The organism is Bacillus sp. UNC438CL73TsuS30, assembly GCF_000482325.1.
In the GTDB taxonomy this organism is placed as follows: Bacteria; Bacillota; Bacilli; order Bacillales; family Cytobacillaceae; genus Neobacillus.
On record NZ_KI535295.1, the window covers coordinates 1 to 20,464 of the forward strand.

Annotated in this window: 16 protein-coding genes, 17 tRNA genes, 1 rRNA gene and 1 pseudogene; 30 read left to right on the forward strand and 5 right to left on the reverse strand. The window is 40.6% G+C overall.

The genetic code is table 11. The annotated features are described in order from the left end of the window. Positions 1–11 precede the first annotated feature (11 nt). The 20 genes from rrf to M028_RS0113595 all read left to right on the forward strand — a co-directional run bounded on the left by rrf (position 12) and on the right by M028_RS0113595 (position 3,879). Positions 12–128 (forward strand): 5S ribosomal RNA (gene rrf / locus M028_RS0113500). Between the two features lie 14 nt (positions 129–142). Further along, positions 143–217: transfer RNA gene (locus M028_RS0113505), tRNA-Asn, on the forward strand. Between the two features lie 7 nt (positions 218–224). Beyond that, positions 225–316 (forward strand) — tRNA-Ser (locus M028_RS0113510). An 18-nt stretch (positions 317–334) separates the two neighbouring features. Then, positions 335–409 (forward strand) — tRNA-Glu (locus tag M028_RS0113515). A 38-nt stretch (positions 410–447) separates the two neighbouring features. Next, positions 448–523 (forward strand) — tRNA-Val (locus tag M028_RS0113520). Between the two features lie 23 nt (positions 524–546). Next, positions 547–620, forward strand: a tRNA-Met gene (locus M028_RS0113525). Between the two features lie 3 nt (positions 621–623). Next, positions 624–700 (forward strand) — tRNA-Asp (locus tag M028_RS0113530). A 7-nt stretch (positions 701–707) separates the two neighbouring features. Then, positions 708–780 (forward strand) — tRNA-Phe (locus M028_RS0113535). Positions 781–801: 21 nt separating this feature from the next. Beyond that, positions 802–874: transfer RNA gene (locus M028_RS0113540), tRNA-Thr, on the forward strand. Positions 875–904: 30 nt separating this feature from the next. Continuing rightward, a tRNA-Tyr gene (locus M028_RS0113545) sits at positions 905–989 on the forward strand. A 39-nt stretch (positions 990–1,028) separates the two neighbouring features. After that, a tRNA-Trp gene (locus M028_RS0113550) sits at positions 1,029–1,102 on the forward strand. 15 nt (positions 1,103–1,117) lie between these two features. After that, a tRNA-His gene (locus M028_RS0113555) sits at positions 1,118–1,193 on the forward strand. Between the two features lie 40 nt (positions 1,194–1,233). Beyond that, positions 1,234–1,308, forward strand: a tRNA-Gln gene (locus M028_RS0113560). A 4-nt stretch (positions 1,309–1,312) separates the two neighbouring features. Next, positions 1,313–1,387: transfer RNA gene (locus tag M028_RS0113565), tRNA-Gly, on the forward strand. A 7-nt stretch (positions 1,388–1,394) separates the two neighbouring features. Then, positions 1,395–1,469: transfer RNA gene (locus M028_RS0113570), tRNA-Cys, on the forward strand. A 47-nt stretch (positions 1,470–1,516) separates the two neighbouring features. Continuing rightward, a tRNA-Leu gene (locus M028_RS0113575) sits at positions 1,517–1,602 on the forward strand. A gap of 22 nt (positions 1,603–1,624) precedes the next feature. After that, positions 1,625–1,706: transfer RNA gene (locus tag M028_RS0113580), tRNA-Leu, on the forward strand. 244 nt (positions 1,707–1,950) lie between these two features. Continuing rightward, positions 1,951–2,703, forward strand: a complete 753-nt coding sequence (gene nfsA / locus M028_RS0113585) for an oxygen-insensitive NADPH nitroreductase (protein ID WP_026574340.1) — start codon at positions 1,951–1,953, stop codon at positions 2,701–2,703. 382 nt (positions 2,704–3,085) lie between these two features. Beyond that, positions 3,086–3,268, forward strand: coding sequence for a hypothetical protein (locus M028_RS0113590; protein WP_026574341.1), 183 nt, complete (start codon positions 3,086–3,088; stop codon positions 3,266–3,268). Between the two features lie 89 nt (positions 3,269–3,357). Beyond that, positions 3,358–3,879, forward strand: a complete 522-nt coding sequence (locus M028_RS0113595; RefSeq protein ID WP_026574342.1) for an ECF transporter S component — start codon at positions 3,358–3,360, stop codon at positions 3,877–3,879. A 253-nt stretch (positions 3,880–4,132) separates the two neighbouring features. Here M028_RS0113595 and pyc read toward each other — a convergent pair whose 3' ends face one another. Together pyc and M028_RS0113610 are read right to left on the reverse strand one after the other, a co-directional pair. Next, the gene (gene pyc / locus M028_RS0113600) at positions 4,133–7,582 is read right to left on the reverse strand and encodes a pyruvate carboxylase (protein ID WP_035424146.1); all 3,450 of its coding nucleotides are present in this window, start codon (positions 7,580–7,582) and stop codon (positions 4,133–4,135) included. Between the two features lie 270 nt (positions 7,583–7,852). Beyond that, entirely contained in the window at positions 7,853–9,550 is a 1,698-nt protein-coding gene (locus M028_RS0113610; RefSeq protein ID WP_026574345.1) for an L-lactate permease, read from the reverse strand. A 298-nt stretch (positions 9,551–9,848) separates the two neighbouring features. Here M028_RS0113610 and M028_RS0113615 point away from each other — a divergent pair, with 298 nt between their 5' ends. From M028_RS0113615 to M028_RS30000, 7 genes and pseudogenes are all read left to right on the forward strand, one after another. Continuing rightward, positions 9,849–10,583 (forward strand): FadR/GntR family transcriptional regulator, encoded by a 735-nt coding sequence (locus tag M028_RS0113615; protein WP_026574346.1) that lies wholly within the window; start codon positions 9,849–9,851, stop codon positions 10,581–10,583. A gap of 208 nt (positions 10,584–10,791) precedes the next feature. Further along, positions 10,792–11,508, forward strand: coding sequence for a (Fe-S)-binding protein (locus tag M028_RS0113620; protein WP_026574347.1), 717 nt, complete (start codon positions 10,792–10,794; stop codon positions 11,506–11,508). 33 nt (positions 11,509–11,541) lie between these two features. Continuing rightward, positions 11,542–12,975, forward strand: coding sequence for a LutB/LldF family L-lactate oxidation iron-sulfur protein (locus M028_RS0113625; RefSeq protein WP_026574348.1), 1,434 nt, complete (start codon positions 11,542–11,544; stop codon positions 12,973–12,975). Continuing rightward, on the forward strand, positions 12,972–13,691 hold the full coding sequence (locus tag M028_RS0113630; protein ID WP_026574349.1) for a LutC/YkgG family protein: 720 nt from the start codon (positions 12,972–12,974) through the stop codon (positions 13,689–13,691). The genes M028_RS0113625 and M028_RS0113630 overlap by 4 nt, the downstream gene beginning before the upstream one ends. Positions 13,692–13,995: 304 nt before the next feature. Further along, entirely contained in the window at positions 13,996–14,436 is a 441-nt protein-coding gene (locus M028_RS0113640; RefSeq protein WP_026574350.1) for an SRPBCC domain-containing protein, read from the forward strand. Positions 14,437–14,438: 2 nt separating this feature from the next. Next, positions 14,439–14,762, forward strand: coding sequence for an ArsR/SmtB family transcription factor (locus tag M028_RS0113645; RefSeq protein WP_197031420.1), 324 nt, complete (start codon positions 14,439–14,441; stop codon positions 14,760–14,762). A 113-nt stretch (positions 14,763–14,875) separates the two neighbouring features. Beyond that, positions 14,876–15,256: pseudogene (locus M028_RS30000) on the forward strand (4-hydroxy-2-oxovalerate aldolase); the annotation flags it as partial. Positions 15,257–15,335: 79 nt separating this feature from the next. On the opposite strand, the gene M028_RS0113655 reads toward M028_RS30000, so the two are convergent. Genes M028_RS0113655 through M028_RS0113665 form a run of 3 tightly spaced genes read right to left on the reverse strand, consistent with a single transcriptional unit; the run spans position 15,336 to position 17,207 of the window. Continuing rightward, positions 15,336–16,208, reverse strand: coding sequence for a hypothetical protein (locus M028_RS0113655; RefSeq protein ID WP_026574353.1), 873 nt, complete (start codon positions 16,206–16,208; stop codon positions 15,336–15,338). A gap of 47 nt (positions 16,209–16,255) precedes the next feature. Beyond that, positions 16,256–16,723 (reverse strand): CBO0543 family protein, encoded by a 468-nt coding sequence (locus M028_RS34075; RefSeq protein WP_026574354.1) that lies wholly within the window; start codon positions 16,721–16,723, stop codon positions 16,256–16,258. Next, positions 16,713–17,207: a CBO0543 family protein gene (locus M028_RS0113665; RefSeq protein WP_026574355.1), complete on the reverse strand. Its 495-nt coding sequence runs from the start codon at positions 17,205–17,207 to the stop codon at positions 16,713–16,715. Before M028_RS0113665 ends, M028_RS34075 begins: the two co-directional genes overlap by 11 nt. A gap of 283 nt (positions 17,208–17,490) precedes the next feature. On the opposite strand from M028_RS0113665, the gene M028_RS0113670 reads away from it, so the two are divergent. The 3 genes from M028_RS0113670 (at position 17,491) to M028_RS0113685 (ending at position 20,452) form a co-directional block, all read left to right on the forward strand. Then, positions 17,491–18,699 (forward strand): SEC-C metal-binding domain-containing protein, encoded by a 1,209-nt coding sequence (locus tag M028_RS0113670; RefSeq protein WP_026574356.1) that lies wholly within the window; start codon positions 17,491–17,493, stop codon positions 18,697–18,699. A gap of 87 nt (positions 18,700–18,786) precedes the next feature. After that, positions 18,787–19,713, forward strand: coding sequence for an alpha/beta hydrolase (locus M028_RS0113675; RefSeq protein ID WP_026574357.1), 927 nt, complete (start codon positions 18,787–18,789; stop codon positions 19,711–19,713). A 665-nt stretch (positions 19,714–20,378) separates the two neighbouring features. Further along, positions 20,379–20,452: transfer RNA gene (locus tag M028_RS0113685), tRNA-Gly, on the forward strand. The last annotated feature ends 12 nt before the right edge of the window (positions 20,453–20,464 follow it).

Below are 20,464 nucleotides of genomic sequence, written 5' to 3' on the forward strand. Positions count from 1 at the left end.
CTGATAAATAGTCTGGCAATAATGGCGAGAAGGTCACACCCGTTCCCATACCGAACACGGAAGTTAAGCTTCTCAGCGCCGATGGTAGTTGGGGGATGTCCCCCTGTGAGAGTAGGACGTTGCCAGGCTGTTATATAATTATTCCGCAGTAGCTCAGTGGTAGAGCTATCGGCTGTTAACCGATCGGTCGTAGGTTCGAGTCCTACCTGCGGAGCCATTTTAATGGAGAGCTGTCCGAGTGGCCGAAGGAGCACGATTGGAAATCGTGTAGGCGGGTAACCCTGTCTCAAGGGTTCAAATCCCTTGCTCTCCGCCATTAAAATTTTTCTAAAATGGCCCCTTGGTCAAGCGGTTAAGACACCGCCCTTTCACGGCGGTAACACGGGTTCGAATCCCGTAGGGGTCACCAAAGTTTTTTACAATAGTGAAAACAATTGTTATTAATACGGAGGATTAGCTCAGCTGGGAGAGCATCTGCCTTACAAGCAGAGGGTCGGCGGTTCGATCCCGTCATCCTCCACCATAAGATTTTATGATTTTTATTGTCGCGGGGTGGAGCAGTCTGGTAGCTCGTCGGGCTCATAACCCGAAGGTCGCAGGTTCAAATCCTGCCTCCGCAATTTGGTCTGGTAGTTCAGTTGGTTAGAATGCCTGCCTGTCACGCAGGAGGTCGCGGGTTCGAGTCCCGTCCAGACCGCCATTTAAGTGGCTCAGTAGCTCAGTCGGTAGAGCAAAGGACTGAAAATCCTTGTGTCGGCGGTTCGATTCCGTCCTGAGCCACCTTTAATTTTTAACAGATGCGCCGATGTAGCTCAATTGGTAGAGCAACTGAATCGTAATCAGTAGGTTGGGGGTTCAATTCCTCTCGTCGGCACCTTAAGCTGACAATTCAACTCTCATATGTGGAGGGGTAGCGAAGTGGCTAAACGCGGCGGACTGTAAATCCGCTCCCTCCGGGTTCGGCGGTTCGAATCCGTCCCCCTCCACCATAGTTTTTTCGCGTTAGCGAAAATAACTTTCGATAACTTAGGGGTATAGTTTAAAGGTAGAACGAAGGTCTCCAAAACCTTTGGTGTGGGTTCAATTCCTACTACCCCTGCCAATTATTTTCATTATGGCGATTGTGGCGAAGTGGTTAACGCATCGGATTGTGGTTCCGACATTCGTGGGTTCGATTCCCATCAGTCGCCCCATTTATCTTTTATTGAATAAATGGTAAATTTATTATACTATTGGGCTATAGCCAAGCGGTAAGGCATCGCACTTTGACTGCGACATGCGTTGGTTCAAATCCAGCTAGCCCAGCCAAATTGCGGAAGTAGTTCAGTGGTAGAACACCACCTTGCCAAGGTGGGGGTCGCGGGTTCGAATCCCGTCTTCCGCTCCAATATAATGGCGGCATAGCCAAGTGGTAAGGCCAAGGTCTGCAAAACCTTTATCCACCGGTTCGAATCCGGTTGCCGCCTCCATCTTCACAAATTATGTTGAGACTGGAGAATTATAAGAAAAAGATTTCGCCGGGGTGGCGGAACTGGCAGACGCACAGGACTTAAAATCCTGCGGTAGGTGACTACCGTACCGGTTCGATTCCGGTCCTCGGCATTAGTTTCAAAATTTTATACACGCCGGTGTGGCGGAATTGGCAGACGCGCACGACTCAAAATCGTGTTCCGCAAGGAGTGTCGGTTCGACCCCGACCACCGGTATCAAAGACAGTGTGAGAACACAGTCACATCAACGGTTTGACAAATATGTCAGACCGTTTTTTGTTGTTTGATGAAAATCATATTGAAATCAGATGTTTGTCATTGTCTTCCCAAAAAGATGCAGAACATTTTGAAGGGATTCTAGCAAGATAATGTCCTTCAAAGCTTGTAAGAGCTGGTAGGATATTCATTCTCTTCTAATAGGTTATAATAAAACTAATTAGAAGAAAAAGGATGTGTTTAAATGAAAAATTCTAAGAACCTATCGGAAACAATCAAGGTGATGCAAAGTCACGTCTCTGTCCGCAAGTATTTAGCCGAATCAATTCCTAAAGAGCATTTATTGGAAATCCTTCAATCAGGACAGGGTGCAGCTACCTCCCATTTTGTCCAGGCTTATTCCATCATTCATGTTACGGACAAGGAAAAGAAAGATCAAATAGCTCAACTCGCCAAAAATAAACATATAAGCGACGCTGCAGATTTTTTCCTGTTTTGTGCGGACTTAAAGCGCTTGGAAGTGGCTGGCAGAAAGCATGGAATTGTCATTGAACACGATAATTTAGAAAACTTTATGGTTGCAATCATTGATACTGCCCTGATTGCCCAGAATGTCATCACATCAGCAGAATCACTTGGATATGGCGGCTGTTATATTGGCGGTGTTCGGAATAATCCCGATCTTATTAGCAAGCTTGTTGGTCTTCCTGACAAAGTTTTTCCGCTATTTGGATTATGCTTAGGGGTCCCTGCCGAAAGAAACGAGGTAAAACCAAGATTGCCGTTAGATGCGATTCTCCACGAAAATCAATATAACACTGAGAAATATGAAAGTCTGCTTGACGAGTATGATCAAACCATGAATACATATTACCAGCAGCGCTCTACCAATAACAAACAAACCAACTGGACTGAATCAATGGCTCATTTTATGGAAAATAAAAGAAGAGTTCATATGCGAGAATTTGTTGAAAGCAAAGGATTCCATCTGGAATAAAAAAGGATCCGGCTCCATTTCGAATGGCGCCGGATTTATTTATGAATATTCGGACAGGAGAAGAAGGAAAAGCTTGTATCCAGTCCAAATCTAAGATATAAACCAATCTCCTAAAGCTCCCATGCCTCTTTTAATAACTGAATTCCTGTTTCAATTTCAGATTAGGATAAACCGCCAAAACCAAGTAAGACCCGAGACACAGAGCTCTTTGCGAATCGCGTTAGGGAATCACGCCCTAATTATCAAAAAACGGTGTGATTTCAATCATGATTTTCCCTCCAGTTTTTTCTGGACCTACTAAATTTGTCGAAACTGGCACTTTTGATTATACCAGATTGTGATTAAATATTATTTAAAGGTTCCTAAAAGGGGATGGGGGAAGATGGCAAGAACAATAATAAGGATATTGAAAAAATCTCAGGAATGGAAAGAAGCATTTCCAATACTGAAACAGCTGCGGACGCATTTAAATGAAGCAAGTTTTCTTCAATTCGTTCAGGAAGCTGTGGAAAAAGAAGGGTATCAATTAGCGGCCTTTGAAGACGAAATTTTAAAAAGACTTTAATATAAAAAATAAGGCTTTGTAAATCAGTTTTTATCAGAATCCTTACCTACGCAATTTATTTTATATTAAATAAAGAAAGAGGAAAGCATATGAATTCAACATTCGTACAAACAGAATCAACTAAAACAAAGACCATCGTCATAAACGCACTTTTCATCGCAATGACCTTTGTCGCAACAATGTTCATAAACATAAGGCTGCCATTAATGGGTAACGGAGGTTTAATCCATCTTGGGAATGTGCCTCTTTTTCTAGCAGCCTTGGTTTACGGCAAAAAAACAGGAGCCATCGCAGGCGCCTTCGGAATGGGTCTCTTTGATATTGTATCTGGTTGGGCAATATGGTCACCGTTCACATTTGTCATTGTTGGTGCAATGGGCTTTGTAGTTGGTCTCATATCTGAAAAGTCAACCGGCAATAGAGTCCTTGCGAGCACACTGGCCATTGCAACTGCACTGATTATAAAAGTCGTGGGCTACTATTTTGCCGAAGTGATCCTTTACGGTAACTGGGTACAGCCATTCGGATCCGTCCCAGGAAACATTATGCAGGTCGTATTAGCCGGTATCATTGTAATCCCAATTGCAGCACGCTTAAAGAAAAGAGCTTGAAAGAGATAAGAGTGAAACATATTTTGGAACGTTTTCAAAATGGCCGGCAAATCGTAAATTTCCGGATTTGTCGACAGTCTAAGTCAACATTTTCAATGTTGACTTTTTATTTTGTCTTTGATCAGTCTACTATCAAATTTCATCAGTTCTTGATAATCTCAAGATTGTAAAGTTATTGAATGAGTAGTTGCTTTCAAATAATGTATTGAAAGAGAAAAATCCCCTATCAACAGGATAGGAGATTTAAAATTCTTTAATTTGATAATTCAAGTAACAAATCACCGGGCTCAATCGTATCGTTATTATTTATATAAATCTCTTTAATAGTACCACTGAATGGTGCTTGAACAGTTGTCTCCATCTTCATGGCCTCTGTAATCATGAGATGTTCACCTTTTGAAACTATTTGTCCTTTTTCAACAAGGAGTTTCAGTACGTTGCCTGGCATGGTTGCTCCGATATGGCTTTTATTTCCAGGATCTGCTTTCAATTTTGCTTGAACAGTCGTTTTAATATTCTCGTCTTTAATAAGTACTTCACGTGACTGACCATTTAGTTCAAAATAAAGCACACGAGTCCCGTCCGGTTTCGGTTCGCTAATGGAAATGAGTTTGACAAAAAGGGTTTTCCCTTTTTCAATTTCCACCTCAATTTGCTCGCCTAGACGCATTCCGTATAAAAACGTTGGCGTATCAAGAACGGAAACATCTCCATATTTCTCGACGGTTTGATGGTATTCCATAAACACCTTTGGATATAGGGCATAGGCAATCACATCGTGGCTTGTCACAGGACGTTTTAATGAACTAAACAACATCTCTTTAATTTCTTGAAAGTTTACAGGCTCCAAAAGTTCTCCGGGGCGAACATTTATTGGTTCTTTTCCTTTTAAAATAATGCGTTGAAGCTCTTTAGGAAATCCCCCATGAGGCTGGCCAAGGTAGCCTTCAAATAATTCTATAACCGAGTCAGGAAAATCAAGTGTCTCCCCGCGTTCAAAAATATCGTCTTTCGTTATATTATTTTGTACCATATAAAGGGCCATGTCTCCAACAACTTTTGAGGATGGGGTTACTTTTATAATATCGCCAAACAACTGATTTACACGGGAATACATTTCTTTTACCTGATCCCATCTGTCGCCTAATCCTACAGCTTTTGCTTGTTGCTGTAGATTACTATATTGTCCGCCTGGCATTTCGTGAACATATACTTCGGTATGAGGAGCTTTCATACCACTCTCAAAATCTACGTAATATTTGCGAACCTCTTCCCAATAATAAGAAATTTGCTCCAATGCCTTTATGTCAATGAGCGGTTTACGATTATGTCCTTCTAAAGCATAATAGAGAGAATTTGCACTTGGCTGTGATGTTAGGCCAGCCATAGAGCTTGCCGCAACATCCACAATATCTACTCCTGCTTCAATTGCCTTTGCGTACATAAATAGTCCATTGCCGCTTGTATCATGGGTGTGTAAATGGATCGGAATCTCAACAGTTTCCTTTAAAGCGGTAATCAAGTCATACGCAGCCTGTGGTTTTAACAAACCAGCCATATCCTTAATTCCTAATATATGTGCTCCTGATTGTTCCAGCTCTTTTGCCAGATTTTTATAGTAATCCAAATCATATTTTCTTCTTGACGGATCTAAAATATCTCCCGTATAACACATGGCTGCCTCTGCAATTTTTCCATTATCTCTTACTGCATCAATTGCCAGTTCCATCCCTTTTACCCAATTGAGGCTGTCAAAGATTCGGAAAACGTCAATACCTGCTTCCGCAGACTTGTTAACAAATTCCTTGATTACATTATCCGGATAATTTTTATAACCGACCGCATTGGATGCACGAAGAAGCATTTGGAACAACATATTCGGCATGGCTAGCCGCAATTTTAATAAGCGTTCCCATGGATTCTCCTTTAAAAAGCGGTAGGAGACATCGAATGTCGCACCACCCCACATTTCAACAGAAAATAAATTTGGAATTAAACGGGCAGTTGGCTCGGCAATTCGCATCAAGTCATTTGTTCGAACACGAGTGGCTAACAATGATTGATGGGCATCACGGAAAGTTGTATCGGTTAATAATACATCCTTTTGTTCTTTAATCCAATTTACGACTCCTTCTGGACCCTTTTCATCAAGTATTTGTTTTGTTCCATTTAAAATTGGCTCAAATGGATTAATCCTAGGTAATGTTGGTTTTTCAAAAAGAGGCTTATCCTTTTTAGTCACTCCCGGAAAACCATTCACCGTTACGTTTCCAATATAAGTAAGCATTTTTGTCCCACGGTCTTTCGATTTCGGGAAAATGAATAGCTCCGGTGTTGAATCGATAAACGATGTATTATATTCACCTTTTAGGAATTTCTCATGCTTTACCACTTTTTCGAGGAACGGAATATTGGTTCTGATTCCACGGATGCGGAATTCTTTTAAATTTCTGACCATTTTTGCCGCTGCTTGATCAAAGGTTAAGGCCCAAGTAGTTACTTTTACAAGAAGGGAGTCGTAAAAGGGGGTAATGACTGCTCCCTGGAATCCATTTCCTGCATCCAAACGTACCCCAAACCCTCCGCCTGAACGGTAGGCCATGATTCTTCCTGTATCTGGCATAAAGTTATTCAAAGGATCTTCGGTAGTAACACGCGATTGAATCGCATAACCGTGCACCTGAATATTTTCTTGACTTGGAATTCCCACTTCATGACTATGAAGTGAATAGCCAGCCGCAATCAATATTTGAGACTGAACAATATCAATACCGGTAATCATTTCTGTTATCGTATGTTCAACCTGTACCCGTGGGTTTACTTCAATAAAAAAGAATTCATCCTCTGTAACAAGGAACTCTACTGTTCCAGCATTTAGATAGGAAACGTTTTTCATTAAATGAACAGCAGCCTCACATATAGATTGCCGCAAGTCTTCAGGCAATGAAAGGCTTGGTGCTACTTCCACGACCTTTTGGTGGCGGCGTTGGACGGAACAATCACGTTCAAATAAATGAACAACGTTTCCATTATGGTCACCTAAAATCTGTATCTCAATATGTTTGGGATTTTCCACAAATTTTTCAATATATACCTCATCGTTTCCGAATGCGGCTTTTGCTTCAGATTTTGCACGATCATATGATTCTTTTAAACTGTCTTCACTTCGTACAATCCGCATTCCACGGCCGCCTCCGCCAAGAGATGCCTTGATCATGAGCGGATATCCATATTTTTGTCCAAAAGTTTTCGCTTCCTCCAGGCTCTCAATAGGACCATCACTTCCAGGAATAACTGGAATTTTAGACTGAATCGCTTGGTGGCGGGCCTTCACTTTATCCCCGAACATCTCTAAATGTTTTGATTTTGGTCCAATAAAAATAATTCCTTCATCTTCACAACGTTTTGCGAATTCGGCATTTTCGGACAGAAATCCATAGCCAGGGTGGATAGCGTCAACTTCATGGGATTTTGCAATTTTAATAATTCCTTCAATATCCAGATAAGCATCAATTGGTTTTTTTCCTTCCCCAACTAAATAGGCTTCATCTGCCTTATACCGGTGGAAAGAGCCGCTATCCTCTTTTGAGTAAATGGCAACGGTTCGAATGTCTAACTCGGTACACGCACGGAAAATTCGGATTGCAATTTCCCCACGATTTGCAACTAAAACTTTGTTAATTTTTTTAATTATACTTTCCATATCTAATTCTCCTCTTAATTAAAGATTTATAGGGCGGTAATCCCCGTAGAAGTTTCATTACAAGTAGCGAAGACAGCCTTAATATTGGAAAGAGGTTATAAAAACTCAGCAAGTTTTTCCGCTCACCCCAAGGATTTCCCCCCATTAACCCTATTTGAATATTAATAATATTCAAATTAAAGTATAACAAAGATGAAACCCCTTTTCTTTATGAAAAAGCTCGAAAGGCTGATTCCTGTAAGGAAAGACCCTCTCGAGTGATTTAATACTTTAAGGAATCATGAAACTAAGAACTGCATTTTGCAGCCAAACGATGATTCCGACAATAATGACGAGGAAAATACTATGCTTGATTGTAAAGCGGAACAGCTCGGATTCTTTACCGGCAAGTCCTACGGCTGCACAGGCAACGGCAATCGATTGTGGTGAAATCATTTTACCCGTTACTCCGCCGGATGAGTTAGCTGCAAGTGCCAAAATTGGATTCATGCCAATCGATTCGGCGGTAACTTTTTGCAAATTGGCGAATAATACGTTTGCCGATGTGTCCGATCCAGTTATAAAAACCCCCAGCCATCCAAGGAAAGGTGAGAAGAATGGGAACAGGACCGGCCCTGTTTTTGCCAATGCTAAGCCAAGAGTTGTACTCATTCCAGAAACGTTAATCACATAGGCGAAACCAACAACTGTAGCAATCGTTAACAGTGGGTACTTTACTTCATTTAACGTTTCCCCAAATGTTTGCACCCAATTCTTCCATGACATTTTAATAATAAACTTCGTGATCATTGCAGCAATTAAAATCGCAGTACCAGCGGCTGCCAATAGCTCTATTTTGTAAAATGCGGGTGCCGGAGCAGCCCCGGCTTTACTAATCATTTTGTTATGGACGAATGGTACCTCCGGCATAAAGGTTAAAGCATTTCCAATTGAATTAATAGCCTTTAGAATAGTATTAGAACCTTCATAATGCCCGCTTAATGCAAGCTTAATCGTGGGAATTCCCCAGAGTGAAATGGCTGCTGTTAACAAAATAAATGGTGACCAAGCTTTAAAAATTTGACCCCCAGTATAGTGAACTACATTTGTTTTTCTACTAGTACTGGTAACAGCAGCGGCAAGCTCTTGTTCTGCCGAAAAACGGAAAATTGTTTTTGGCTTCCAGAAATTTAGGAAGATAGCTAAAGCAAACAACGAAACAAGTGCTGATAAGATATCAGGCAGTTCTGGACCTAAAAAGTTTGATGTTAAGTATTGTGTAATGGCAAATGCAAACCCCGATACAAGAATTGCCGGCAATACTTCCATCGTTTTCTTAAAACCAGCCATAATAAATACCAGATAAAATGGAATAAACACTGATAAAAATGGAAGCTGACGACCGATCATTTTTGAAATTTCTTTTGCGGCAATACCGGTAGGACCTTCCATCGCAATAACTGGAATACCGATGGCGCCAAACGCAACCGGTGCTGTGTTTGCAATTAAACAAATCCCAGCAGCATATAGCGGATTAAATCCCAAACCAACTAATAATGCAGCGGAAATCGCAACCGGTGCACCGAATCCTGCTGCCCCTTCAAGGAATGCCCCAAACGAAAACGCTACCAATAATGCTTGCAAACGACGGTCTTCAGTAATGGATAAGACAGAATGGCGAATGATTTCGAATTGACCCGATTTTACAGTAAGCTTGTATAGAAATACGGAGGCTACGATGATCCAGCCAATCGGCAGAACTCCATAAACAGCCCCTTGAGTAGCCGACATGACGGCCATTCCAACCGGAACTTTGTACGCAATTACAGCGATAATAATCGAGAGTATAAGTGTAGTCAGGCCGGCAATGTGGCCCTTCATTCTTTTAATAGCTAAGGCCCAGAAGAAATAAAGAATGGGTATTAGTGCAACAATCGCGGTGAATGCTAAATTGTTTCCTACTGCAGTAAAATTTTGAGTAAATGTCATCGGCATAATCTCCCTTAATTGGTTTTGTTATAGAGTTGCATTTTTACAGAAAAAATTATCACCTACTTTACAAATAGAGTAATCGCTTACAAGTGATAGTATGGTCATCAGATGATTAGGTGTTCAACATGGTGATAGAAAAGATTATATTAATATTTTTTAAAAATTACAACAGTATTTTTTACTATGGTTTTTATAAAAATCGCCCATAAAATTTTGAAGTAGATGCAAATCATATGAAAATAGGTATAATAAAAGTGCGTGTCAAAGCTGATGAATTATATAAAGGGGCACTGGAATGAATTATAAAAAAATCAAACCTAAAAAAATATATGAAGAGGTTGCCGAAGCTATTTATGAAATGATTCGGTCTGGGGAGCTTAAACCCGGGGATAAGCTTGACTCTGTACAACAGCTTGCGGAAAATTTTCAGGTAGGACGTTCGGCCATACGTGAGGCATTAACCTCATTGCGGGCAATGGGACTTGTCGAAATGAAGCAGGGGGAAGGAACGTATATTAAGGAATTTGAACCAGATCAAATTACTTTTCCATTATCAACTGCTATCTTAATGAACCAGGTAGATATTGCAGAATTAGTAGAAGTGCGGAAAATTATTGAAAGCGGGACTGCAGCTGCTGCGGCAAAGCGAAGAACCGATCAGAATTTAATGATGATGGAGGCTGCTCTTGAAGCAATGCTTGAAGCAAAAGGTGATGAAGAACTTGGTGAAACGGCAGATTTACAGTTTCACATGGCGCTTGCCGAAGCTGCCCAAAACCGATTATTGCTGAATTTAATGAACCATGTTTCTGAGCTTATGGTAGAAACGATGAGGGAAACGCGCAGGGTTTGGTTGTTTTCAAAAGAAACTACCATTGAGCAGTTACATAAGGAGCACTTGGCCATTTTTGAAGCAATCAAAGCACAGGACGAAGAGGCAGCAAGGGACAACATGCTGATTCACCTTGAAAATGTCGATGCTATTCTAGGGAAGTATTTCCAACATACAACAAAGTTTAATAAGGAGTAAATACTGATAAAAAAGGGTTCCTAAAAATAGTAGGGAGCCCTTTTTTGCATTTTTTAATCAGATAAAAAAGGACTTTTTTTTGAAAGCCCTTTCTAAACTTGATACTTTTGGTGTAAGATGTACAATATAAATTATTAAGTCATCAGATGACCAGTTAACTAATTTTATAAACATAGTGACAGAATTTATTTTTGAGGGGAAGAGAAAAATGAAGGTTACACTTTTTGCAACTTGTATCGTTGATATGTTCCAAGGAAATGTGGGCAAGGCAACGGTTGAACTGCTTGAAAGACTTGGATGTGAAGTGGAATTCCCGGAATCGCAGGTCTGCTGTGGTCAGCCTGCATACAACAGTGGTTATGTGAAGGAATCAAAAGAAGCCATGAAACGTATGATTGAAACGTTTAGTGACGCCGAATATGTTGTTTCACCATCTGGTTCATGTGCTTTTATGTTCCATGAGTATCCGCATGTTTTTGCAGGCGACCCTGTATGGGAGCAAAAGGCAAAGGCATTAGCAGCCAAAACCTATGAGTTGACACAATTTATCGTCGAAGTTTTAAAAATAGAAGATGTCGGTGCCAGATTTGAAGGCAATGTAACTTATCATACTTCCTGCCACATGACTAGATTACTAGGCGTAAAAGAACCGCCTATGATTTTGTTAAGAAATGTTAAAGGGTTACAGTTCACCGAATTACCTGGTAAAGAACAATGCTGCGGATTTGGCGGCACATTTTCAGTTAAAATGGCACAAATTTCGGAACAGATGGTCGATGAGAAGGTCCGACACGTAGAAGAAACCGGGGCAAAGTACCTGGTGGGGGCGGACGGAGCCTGCTTGATGAATATCGGCGGCAGGATGGAACGACTGGGGAAACCGGTAAAAGTGCTGCATATTGCGGAAATATTAAACAGCCGTTAATGCATTTATTTTTTGAAATGGGGGCGATTTCCTTTGACAATGAAAATTGGCACGGAGCAGTTTAAGGAACGTGTTGATCATGGAATACACGATGATTTCATGCGCGGTGCAGTTTCCGGAGCACAGGACGGAATGGGTTTGAAGCGTAGGGCAGTGACAACTGATGAAATGAGCAATTGGGAAGACTGGCGCAATCACGGCGAAGAAATCAGGCAGCATGTTCTGGAGAATTTGGATTATTACCTGGAGCAGCTGAGTGAAAATATAGCCAAACGTGGCGGGCACGTCTTTTTTGCACAAACTAAGGAAGAAGCAAATGAATATATTAGAAGTGTTGTCCAGAAGAAAAAGGCAAAAAAAATTGTCAAAGCCAAATCGATGGTAACAGAAGAAATCAGCTTAAATACAATGCTGCAGGAGGAAGGCTGTGAAGTCGTCGAAACGGACCTTGGTGAATATATTCTCCAGCTGGACGATCATGATCCGCCGTCCCATATCGTTGTACCTGCCTTGCATAAAAATAAAGAACAAATCCGCGATGTTTTTGAAAAGAAATTAGGGTATACGAAAACATCAAAACCTGAAGAACTTGCCTATCAAGCACGTGTCACACTCCGCGAGAAATTTTTGGAAGCGGATATTGGGATAACGGGCTGTAACTTTGCGGTTGCTGAAACAGGTTCCTTCAGTCTAGTTACAAACGAAGGAAATGCTGATTTAGTAACGGCGCTGCCGAAAACGCAAATTACCGTCATGGGGATGGAGCGGATTGTGCCAACCTTTGAGGAAATGGAAGTACTCGTCAGCCTGTTAACAAGAAGTGCTGTTGGGCAAAAGCTGACCAGTTATATTACTGTATTGACCGGGCCTCGCGAGGAATTGGATGTTGATGGACCTGAGGATTTCCATTTGGTAATTGTCGATAATGGAAGATCAAATATTCTTGGTGGTGAATTTCAGTCGGTATTACAATGTATCCGCTGTGCCGCCTGCATTAATGTTTGTCCGGTGTATCGTCATATTGGCGGTCACTCTTACGGTTCAATTTATCCTGGGCCAATTGGTGCCGTACTCACGCCATTGCTTGGTGGTTATGATGAATACAAGGAGCTTCCATATGCTTCTACCCTTTGCGGTGCCTGTACAGAAGTATGTCCGGTGAAGATTCCGCTGCACAACCTGCTGCATAAACACCGTGAAGTCATTGTAGAAAAAGAAGGAAAAGCACCTGTTTCAGAAAAATTATTAATGAAGGCATTTGGCCTTGGAGCTGCTTCTCCAACTCTTTATAAAATTGGTTCGAAAATCGTGCCTGCCGCTATGTCTCCATTTACCTCGGGGGATAAAATCTCCAAAGGACCGGGACCGCTTAAAGCTTGGACGGATATTCGAGATTTCCCGGCCCCGAATAAAGAGAGATTCAGAGATTGGTTTAAAAATCGCGATAAAGGAGACAAAAAACTATGATTGGCACCATCCATAATCGAGATAAATTTTTAAATCAAATTGCCAGTCAGCTGAACCGGCCGAGAATTTCTGCTCCAATTGAAAGGCCGACCTGGAAATACCAGCCGCAATATGAGGTATTAAAGGATGCAACACAGGATGAACTGGTGGAGATTTTAAAGGAGCATTGTAAGAAAATCCATACGAAGATTTTTACTACGGATTTACAAGGGCTGCCGGGGGCTGTAAATGATGTAGTCGCTGAATACGGCGGAGGCCCTGTTGTGACGTGGAAAGATGAGCGGTTCTCGAAGTGGGGGCTTGATTCCTTAATGAAGGAGAAGTGGCCTTCTGAGAAGATTGATGTGTTTGAATGGGATTATAAATTAGGCGAAGAAAATGTTCATAAAGCAGAAAACGCAAATGTCGGCATTACTATTAGTGAAATTACCCTTGCTGAGTCTGGAACAGTGGTTTTGTTTAGTGACAAGGACAAGGGTAGAACGGTCAGTTTTTTACCGGCTACATCGATTATGCTGATTCCCAAAAGCACTCTTGTTCCAAGGGCGACGCAGGCGGCAGTAAAAATGCGGGAAATTTATCATGAAACCGGACATGTGGCGTCTTGCATCAATTTTATTACCGGTCCAAGTAACTCGGCCGATATTGAGTTGAATCTGGTTGTCGGCGTACATGGTCCGATAAAGGCTACCTATATTGTGATTAATGATTTATAAATTTGCTGGGGGGGCGGTCCTAGATGGACACGGCCCCTTTTTCCTTCAGACCTTTTAAAGTCACTTTCGGAAAAGGATTTCAGGCAATGGGACCCGTAATGGGCAATTTTGTTTTCAGGTGAAAATAAATAGCGATAAATTTCTTTATCTTCTGACGAACCCGCAGAAGACTTTGTGAGAAGTTAAAGTTGTATTCCCGTTTGTTTCCAAAAGCAGTAAAGACAATAGTGCAACCGATTAGTTGCATGGGGATTCAAAACGTGCTACCATGTGGCTGCAGATAGAATTAAGGAGGTATTGTGAGATGGAGAATGATCAAATTGAGCAAGAGATATTCATTGCTGCGCCACTGGAAAAGGTTTGGTTGTTAGTTAGCAAGCCAGCCTGGTGGGTTGGCGATGCCCCAGGTCCGAATTCTGTTCATGTTGATGGCAATCGTGTGGTTGCAGAGACAAGGTTCGGCAACTTCCCAGTGCTGATCGAACGAATGGATCCACCAAACTATTTAGCATGTCGATGGGCAAGCTCCTTTCCTGGTGAGGAGCCAAGAGGAGGTAATTCCACATTGGTTGAGTTTACTTTGACTGCTAAAGATGAAGGCACTATGCTACGTATGGTGGAAAGTGGTTTTGCTAAATTAACCACCACTCATGATGAACGAATGAAGTTTTTTAGAGAAAATACGGATGGATGGAAACAGCAGCTAGACTACTTACGCCAAGGTGCTGAGAAGACGGTGGAATGACATTGGATAAGGAACAAGACGAAAAAGTTTTGGCGGCACTCGCTGATCCCACTCGTCGCCAGTTGCTCGATATTCTCGCAGCTTATGAAGGGGCCTCTGCAACGACTTTAGCTACTCAAGTAACGATATCCCGCCAAGCGGTGGTCAAACATTTGTCGGTTCTTGAGAAGGCTCGACTAGTATCTTGTGATCGTGTGGGCCGTGAGATTCGTTATACAGTCTGCACACAACCGTTGGAATCGACAGCTCAATGGATGGCGAACCTCGCAAATGATTGGAATCGGAAATTGAAGTCAATTAAGCACAGAGCAGAAACGGACGAATAATTACGAATTTATGAATGCATTTTTAAACATATAATTTTCAAAAGACCATCGAATTACCCTCAACGTTTCTTACACTTTTGTAGGAGACGTTTTTTATACGACTTTTTAGTAAAACAGGGATTGATGGCAGTGTACGCTGTTTAGGAGCAGGTGCCGGTAATACTCAAACAGAAGTACTTGTTGCCGTTTGTGAACGGATGGGAATTAGAACAGGGGTAGACTTATATAAAATGATGGATTTGGCGGAAGATATTGTTTCACCCATTTTGCAAGTGCCGCAAGAAATTACAAGAGATAGCTTAACTCTCGGGTTTGCAGGTGTGTACTCAAGTTTTGCCCTTCATGCAAAACGTGCAGCTGCTAAATTTGGCGTTGATTCCCGTGATATATTAGTAGAATTGGGCAAACGAAAAGTAGTGGGCGGTCAAGAAGATATGATCGTCGATGTGGCAACGGAGATTGCCAAAGAAAGGAATAAGGTTGTTTTGGGTTAAGTGCTTTGATGAAGGTGTCCCAAAGGTCAAACTTTTGGGACACCCCTTCTTAAATTTATAGGATTATATTCAATTCTTACTATTTTTTAAATTCCTTGTAACTCTTTTTAAATACTTCCTTAGTTACAGCATGAAACAATAGTTTTTGGTCTGTCGTCCAAAACGACAGGTCGAATCCAGTGGCTCCTTCATGAAAATTGCCTTCCAATTTGGTTGTTTTTCCTTTTACAGTGGTGAAAAACTTCACCAAACGCCCATCTGTTACTCCGTTTAATACATACCTGGATTCTTTCCCCTTTTCATCCAACATGAGTAGGTAACCTGTCAATTCACCTTCTAGTAAGGCTTCATCTATTTTAATGAACAATTGGAAGGAGTCGTCCTGGGCGGTGTAAAGATAGCCGTAAACACTGCGAAGATTGGAAAAAAAGTTTCTTATTCTTTTATTTTCGTTTTCTTCAGCGTGATAGTCTTTTAGCGCTTTTATATATCCATCGAGTTCTTTATGATTTACGGGATTGTATAGTCTGATGTCTCTTTCTCCTTGCTTTTGTACTAAAAGATGTGGTCCAGAAAACCAAGCTTCATAGGTTATAATTTTCCCGCCGTTATTCACCTTGAATTTATACCCCTTTTCGGTTGTTTCCCCAGTCAGGAGGTATATTTTCTCTTCCATAACAGGTGCTTTCCTGGCTTTTTCTATGAATCTCTGTTGGTGAAGTGTCCCCTTGACTTTCCCTCTTCTACTAGTTAGTTCAAACCAATGAAGTATGCCATTTGCACTATACACAAATGCATCCGATTTGTTCAGCGGGTCCTTTAGGTCTTTCACCTTGGATGTTGCCCACCAAAATGCTGTTCCAATCAACAACCCAATAACTGCCGCCGCTCCCCAATATTTTATCCTCTTTATTTGGTTTCCCCTCCTGACCATCTCTCTAAATTCTAACATAAATATCCAGAAGCCGACCTAAAGGGCAAGAGGGGAGAACAAAATATTTAGTGGTTATTTAACTTAAAATACCATTTATAAAATATCCATGCTAAGAATAAGGTAGCATAAACGGATGCCCAGGTATAATACCATTGCCAATGAATATATGAAATCAGATTTGTATACTTTTCCATGAAGACTTCAGGTAAGGTTAGTGCTGTGGAATATGCACTTATATATAGGGGTTTTTTCCAAAATGAATTGGTTTTGGGGTAAAAGAGACAAAAGAAGATGGTTACGACGGGATATAAAAAGAACTCATATAAAAAGCTGGTGCCATTCACTTTTGCGAGTTCCCGAACAGGGTACTCTAATAAGTTGAAGCCCACAGCGAGAATCCCAGCAAACCATGTAACACACTGTTGAAATAAGAAAATAATGCTGGCATCTTTTAATTTATCCTTTGGTATGAATGCAACAGAAATAAAAGTGCAGGCATATAGAATGTATAAAATCAACGGTTCAATCTTCATTCGTCTCTAACCTTTCAAAGTCAGGATGTGCCATGATCCATAAAACATAACGACGACATATCCAAAGCTCAATGATAAAATTAAAAAAGCTTCTTATGAGATTCTCCATACTAATCTTCATAATGTTTGTAAATTTCCCCATTAAAAACATAAAAGTTAACATAATGCCTATCCAAAAAAAATAATGTAACACACGTCTTATAAAATGTGCGTTTTTTGGAAATTTAAGCTGGAACAGAAGAGCAAAAAAAGGAAAAGCTAAATATTCCATCGTAAAATTTATTTTTGTTGCATGTTTGAAAATTCGAACGGGTGATTCAAGTAAGCCGAAATAGGTTAAGTAAATGCTAAACAGCCACGTTAACATCTGAAATAACAAAAGAGTTGCAATTGCTTCGCGAAGTCGACTTCGAGGGATAACTTTCCAAAGAGAGATCGGAAATATTAACCATAATAGAAGCAACACCAAATAATCTGATTTCATATGTGCTCACCTTTTTATAACTTAGTTTGAAATATAATAGCGTAAATTATCCTGTTTATAGAAAAAGCATTTTCTGTTATAGTGCCAATCAAATTTTTCTGGCTCCTTCGGTCTCTCATACATTATTACCATTTTTGCCAATACCGCTTCACTCCCTTTCAAATTTCTTGTAAAATTGATTTCTTTGAAAGCATTATATTATTTATATATATAATAGAAATAGGGTTAGTAGGTTGGGCTTGCCTTCTGCGAAAATGAGAGGATATAGAAAGTAGGGAGTTTTATGAGCAACAAAGTGATAGATAAACAATTAGAAAAAGGCCTTCTCAAGGCTTTGTCTGGATTAAAAAAAATGTCAAAAGATATAGAGAAAAAACAGGAGCAAAAACATTGGGGTAATCGGAATGTTCCTGTAACCTTACAGGAACAACTAGGTAAAATGACAAAGAGCGAGTTAGATAACATCAGAAAAAATTTAGAATTAAAAGGCGTCAGCAGTTTGAAAAAAGCCGAACTTGTTACGGTGTTACAGGAAATGATTCCTAAATCGCTCGAACAGGTTTGCCTTCTATTTGATGCCGAGCGTTTTAGATTATTAACAAAAATCGCCCATAATGGCGGGCATATGATTGCCCCAGATTTAGAACCGCATCAAATCGAATATTTTCGTGCACGTGGTTTGATATTTACGGGAACCTTTCAAGGAAAAAGGATTTTGGCTGTGCCGGATGAACTGATTGTTCCAATTATATCCCTTGAAGATAATAAAAATTTAACATCTATCATAAATAGAAATACAGAGTGGATCAAACTTACATACGGTCTTTGTTATTATTATGGAACATTAAGTACAGCACAACTATCAGAGATGCTGGAAATCTTCACGAAAGAACCGTTACGTTTACGGGAATTTCTTGATGTTATTCATTATGCCAATTCCTATCATAAAGGAATTAGTCTTAATGAAGAGGGCTTCTCAAATAGAAGAGTGTTTGATCCAAAAAGAGTGAAGCAAGAACACCGGATGAGAGAAAATGTGGCCTTTTTTCCTTTTACCAAAAAACAACTTCTCAAAGCGGGAGAAGCCGGGTTTGTTGAAAAGAATCAAAGCTATCTGGAGTTCGTCCAGTTCCTTACACTATATTTTGAAATGGACAGGGAGGCAGCTGATAGCATTGTAGAAGAGTGTGTCTATGCGACTCGAATTGGAGAGGGCCCGAATGAGGTTATGCAATATTTAGGAAGTGTCCTTGAATTTGAAAGTTTGGAAACGGTCCAAGCGATAATGGATCAAGTGGTTCATTTGATGAATAACACGAAGCAATGGTTTTTGAAAGGCTATACACCAATTGAGCTAAGGGAACATTCATTGAAACCGGAACTCTTAATGAGCCCCAAACAAACTGAAGGTATAACAAACCAAAAAATAGGCAGAAATAATCCATGCCCGTGCGGAAGCGGGAAAAAGTATAAAAAATGCTGTGGAAGATAAGGTAAGTCAAGCTGAACGCTATAGGTACATCATGAAGTATATGCTTTTTAGTGCAGTCAATTGTCAAGATGCTAAGGAGTGATTGGGATGGTTAAGCAATCTGCTTTTACCTTTGAAACAAATGATGGTGTTAAGATCCATGTTAGCAAATGGGATGGGGAGGAAAAGCCGCGGGCAATTGTCCAAATTGCCCATGGTATGGCAGAGCATATCGAGCGATATCACTCCTTTGCTGAAGAACTCGTATCTCAAAATATAGTCGTTTTTGGTAATGATCACCGTGGTCACGGAAAAACGGCGAGTTTAAATAACTGTTCAGGTTATTTTGCAGATGAACAGGGCTTTGAAAAAGTAGTGGAGGATTTGTTTACCCTTACCACGATCATTGAAAAGGACTATCCAGATGTTCCGATTTTTCTATTTGGACACAGTATGGGATCATTCTTATCCCGTCGTTATATTCAATTGCACGGTGATCGGATTGTAGGTGTGATTTTATCAGGTACAGGCGGAGACCCGGGGATTATGGGGAAAATCGGCAGGATGATCGCTTCCAGGCAAATGAGGAAAATAGGAAGAAGGACTCCTAGTCCACTATTAAATAATCTTACATTTGGTAACTACAATAAGAGCTTTCAACCGAATCGAACGGAATTTGATTGGTTAAGCAGGGACGAAAGAGAAGTAGATTTGTATATTAAAGACCCCAATTGTGGTGGTATTTTCTCATCAGGCTTTTTTAATGATCTGCTTGGCGGTCTTGAAACGATTAATAAAGTCGCTAATGTTGAGTTGATTCCAAAAAAGTTGCCGATCTATTTGGTTTCCGGAAGTATGGACCCAGTTGGAGGAAATACAAAAGGTGTGTTAAAAACCTATCAAGCATTTAAAAATGTCGGGATTATCGATGTCACTTATAAATTTTATGAAGATGCCAGGCATGAAATTTTAAATGAGATTAATAAGGATGAAGTGGTTGCGGATATTATTGGTTGGATGAATGAGCATCTTTAATTTTGAAAAATACGAACTCAAATAGACTTTTACCATCTAGGGTTGAACATAGGTTGTAAATGAAAAAAAGAGTGGTTGCTTCACTGACAAGGGTTCTAAGTGCCCGTGAAGGAGAAAAAAGAGTGGAAGTGGTCACTGACAAGGGTTCTAAGTGCTCGTAAAGGAGAAAAAAGAGTGAAAGCGGTCACTGACAAGGGTTCTAAGTGCCCGTGAAGGAGAAAAAAGAGTGGAAGTGGTCACTGACAAGGGTTCTAAGTGCCCGTGAAGGAGAAAAAAGAGTGGAAGCGGTCACTGACAAGGGTTCTAAGTGCCCCTGAAGGAGAAAAAAGAGTGGTAGTGGTCACTGACAAGGGTTCTAAGTGCCCGTAAAGGAGAAAAAAGAGTGAAAGCGGTCACTGACAAGGTTTCTAAGTGCCCGTGAAGGAGAAAAAAGAATGGCCGTGGTAACTGTCAAAGATTCAAAGTACCCGCAAAGAGTGTTATTTATCATAAAAAGGGAAAAGCACCGCCCTACCATTCACCCAAAAGCCCTTTTTCTCCTACTAATCCACTCAATCTAAAAATTAAGTTAAAAAATCGACAAATTTCGCAAAATACCTTGACGAAAAAATGAAAAGTGTGTAATATAATAAACGTCAGTTAATTAAAGCGTTCAAGTAATAAATGCGGGTGTAGTTTACTGGTAAAACCTCAGCCTTCCAAGCTGATGTAGTGGGTTCGATTCCCATCACCCGCTCCAATATTGTGACTA

What these genes read in the sequence shown, in the direction of transcription:
- nfsA (WP_026574340.1), top strand. Translation starts at nt 1,951, where the DNA reads ATGAAAAATTCTAAGAACCTATCGGAAACAATCAAGGTGATGCAAAGT.
- M028_RS0113590 (WP_026574341.1), top strand. Translation starts at nt 3,086, where the DNA reads ATGGCAAGAACAATAATAAGGATATTGAAAAAATCTCAGGAATGGAAA.
- M028_RS0113595 (WP_026574342.1), top strand. Translation starts at nt 3,358, where the DNA reads ATGAATTCAACATTCGTACAAACAGAATCAACTAAAACAAAGACCATC.
- pyc (WP_035424146.1), bottom strand. Translation starts at nt 7,582, where the DNA reads ATGGAAAGTATAATTAAAAAAATTAACAAAGTTTTAGTTGCAAATCGT.
- M028_RS0113610 (WP_026574345.1), bottom strand. Translation starts at nt 9,550, where the DNA reads ATGACATTTACTCAAAATTTTACTGCAGTAGGAAACAATTTAGCATTC.
- M028_RS0113615 (WP_026574346.1), top strand. Translation starts at nt 9,849, where the DNA reads ATGAATTATAAAAAAATCAAACCTAAAAAAATATATGAAGAGGTTGCC.
- M028_RS0113620 (WP_026574347.1), top strand. Translation starts at nt 10,792, where the DNA reads ATGAAGGTTACACTTTTTGCAACTTGTATCGTTGATATGTTCCAAGGA.
- M028_RS0113630 (WP_026574349.1), top strand. Translation starts at nt 12,972, where the DNA reads ATGATTGGCACCATCCATAATCGAGATAAATTTTTAAATCAAATTGCC.
- M028_RS0113640 (WP_026574350.1), top strand. Translation starts at nt 13,996, where the DNA reads ATGGAGAATGATCAAATTGAGCAAGAGATATTCATTGCTGCGCCACTG.
- M028_RS0113655 (WP_026574353.1), bottom strand. Translation starts at nt 16,208, where the DNA reads ATGTTAGAATTTAGAGAGATGGTCAGGAGGGGAAACCAAATAAAGAGG.
- M028_RS34075 (WP_026574354.1), bottom strand. Translation starts at nt 16,723, where the DNA reads ATGAAGATTGAACCGTTGATTTTATACATTCTATATGCCTGCACTTTT.
- M028_RS0113665 (WP_026574355.1), bottom strand. Translation starts at nt 17,207, where the DNA reads ATGAAATCAGATTATTTGGTGTTGCTTCTATTATGGTTAATATTTCCG.
- M028_RS0113670 (WP_026574356.1), top strand. Translation starts at nt 17,491, where the DNA reads ATGAGCAACAAAGTGATAGATAAACAATTAGAAAAAGGCCTTCTCAAG.
- M028_RS0113675 (WP_026574357.1), top strand. Translation starts at nt 18,787, where the DNA reads ATGGTTAAGCAATCTGCTTTTACCTTTGAAACAAATGATGGTGTTAAG.